Annotated in this window: 2 protein-coding genes and 1 CRISPR repeat array; both genes read left to right on the top strand. The window is 30.7% G+C overall.

Annotation, left to right across the window (positions count from 1 at the left end; translation table 11 throughout):
* A partial coding sequence (locus tag RT405_RS08380) for a hypothetical protein (protein ID WP_313469069.1) occupies positions 1–515 on the top strand: 515 nt, incomplete at its 5' end.
* A 337-nt stretch (positions 516–852) separates the two neighbouring features.
* A complete protein-coding gene (locus RT405_RS08375; protein ID WP_313469068.1) occupies positions 853–963 on the top strand; it encodes a putative holin-like toxin in 111 nt (36 codons plus the stop codon).
* Positions 964–1,142: 179 nt separating this feature from the next.
* A CRISPR array of direct repeats spans positions 1,143–2,630; the repeat unit is 36 nt; unit sequence GTTTCCTTATACCAAAAGATGCGAGATTACCAAAAT.
* Between the last annotated feature and the right edge of the window lie 33 nt (positions 2,631–2,663).

Raw genomic sequence — 2,663 nt, 5'->3', positions numbered from 1 at the left:
ATAAAGGGTTAGGAATTTTTGCACAAAAAGAAATGTTATTGGAAAATAATAACTGGCCAGTTTATGGATTAGAACACTTTATCTCTTGTAGAGTAGATAATACATTTAATCTATTGGGTATATGGGGATGTAACAACTATATTGAAGATATTTATGTTTACTTGCAGATTCACAAAGAAAAAACAAGCAATACGATCATTGGCGGAGACTTTAATAGTAATGTTATATGGGATGAAAAACATAAAAAAAGAACCCATTCAGGAGTTGTTAAAGAATTGTTATCCATAGAATTAGTTAGCGTTTATCATACATTGACCAATACGGCTGATAGTGAAGAATATGATCCCACTTTTTATATGTATAAGCATGCTCATCGCCCTTACCATATTGATTATTTCTTTTGTAAAAAAGAATGGATACAGATGTTATCTATCGGAACTTATAAAGATTGGATTTTATATAGTAATCATGTGCCGATTTTTTTAGAAGTGAATCCATCAAATTATGCAGATTGAGCAATAGGTATCCATTAAAGCATTTAATTACATTGAAAAACAAATATTTAATTAAATAGACTACAATTTTTCTGATTTGAATTATTAACTTATCTTGACTAAGAGGAATGATATGAAGAAAGCTTTATTCTAATTTCATTCATTAGTGTACATTACTAGATTATTTATTAGCTATCCGTTATAATTTAAACGATAGATAGTGAGAATTTTGGTAACCTTGTTCCTTTTGGTATTGAATAATTGATTTTTAGTTCTTTCTCACTAATTATCTTAAAACAAATGAGTAAAAAATAACATGTACATATAAGTAATCCATGTTATTTCTAGGAGGAGGACTTTGTCTATTGTTGAAGCTTTACATCTTATGTTTGAGTTTGGTGCACTTTTGCTTTCTATAATAGGTTTAACTGTTATATTGATAAAATTGAATAACGATAATAAAAAATAAAGCTTCTTATTATTAAATAAGAAATTTTATTTTAGAGCAAACGTCTATATAGAAAGATATTTTTAGAAAAAATTTAATCTGCATTAAGATTAAATTTATCAGGAAGTTTTGCTTTTAACAACGAAATTAGCTTAAATCAATGTGCGAGTTAAAAACTCAGGACTATCCATATTCTCAAGAGTTTCTTATACCAAAAGATGCGAGATTACCAAAATGAGTATGCAGCGCAGCACAAAGACATTGATGTTTCCTTATACCAAAAGATGCGAGATTACCAAAATATAAAAACATGACCACGTTGCTATCTTGTTGTTTCCTTATACCAAAAGATGCGAGATTACCAAAATGTGATGAATACACAAATACTTTACACAATTGTTTCCTTATACCAAAAGATGCGAGATTACCAAAATTCTAGCTTTGATTAATGTTCTATATTTAGCGTTTCCTTATACCAAAAGATGCGAGATTACCAAAATACAACTATGTTGAAGCAATTTTGAAGCAGTGTTTCCTTATACCAAAAGATGCGAGATTACCAAAATAATAACCTATTAGGAGGAAATTAAATGGCAGTTTCCTTATACCAAAAGATGCGAGATTACCAAAATTATCAACTATATGGGAATGCTTTCTGATAGTTTCCTTATACCAAAAGATGCGAGATTACCAAAATTTGTTCCAAACGTTTTAATTCTTCGTTTGTGTTTCCTTATACCAAAAGATGCGAGATTACCAAAATCGTCTAACATCTGTTTGCGTAGAAGAGAAGGTTTCCTTATACCAAAAGATGCGAGATTACCAAAATGTCATTCATGTTAGGCACATAAGTAACCTTGTTTCCTTATACCAAAAGATGCGAGATTACCAAAATTTAGTCTCATGAAAGTTTCCTCGCTCTCGCGTTTCCTTATACCAAAAGATGCGAGATTACCAAAATTAATAGATTCAGAATTATTCGGCGAATCAGGTTTCCTTATACCAAAAGATGCGAGATTACCAAAATTAGTCGTATCATACACAACAAACGTCTCAAGTTTCCTTATACCAAAAGATGCGAGATTACCAAAATTTACATCTGTAAACTTGCTCTTCACTACTTGTTTCCTTATACCAAAAGATGCGAGATTACCAAAATGAACCAGCGCAGTTGTCTAAGACTGTGTCGGTTTCCTTATACCAAAAGATGCGAGATTACCAAAATTGAAGGAGTGACCAGTGACAATCAAATTGTGTTTCCTTATACCAAAAGATGCGAGATTACCAAAATTTCCATCAGATAGAATGACTTATAAAATCGTTTCCTTATACCAAAAGATGCGAGATTACCAAAATTTTCTTATCATTTATATCTTCATAAAGAGTGGTTTCCTTATACCAAAAGATGCGAGATTACCAAAATTAGAGCTTACGAATTGATTTATCGCGATGAGTTTCCTTATACCAAAAGATGCGAGATTACCAAAATCTGATTTAATAAATTGTTTTAACATGTTGTTGTTTCCTTATACCAAAAGATGCGAGATTACCAAAATACATTTCGTAAAACTCATTATCTATTGCTTGTTTCCTTATACCAAAAGATGCGAGATTACCAAAATAATAAACTATGGCTATAAAGTGATCGCAACGTTTCCTTATACCAAAAGATGCGAGATTACCAAAATCCTTATAGTGATGAATCCGTTTATGTTTCTGTT

It is taken from the genome of Carnobacterium sp. (assembly GCF_032094055.1).
GTDB lineage: Bacteria > Bacillota > Bacilli > Lactobacillales > Carnobacteriaceae > Carnobacterium_A.
Note: the sequence above shows the minus strand (reverse complement) of the source record. Positions and strands in the feature narration are given on the sequence as shown.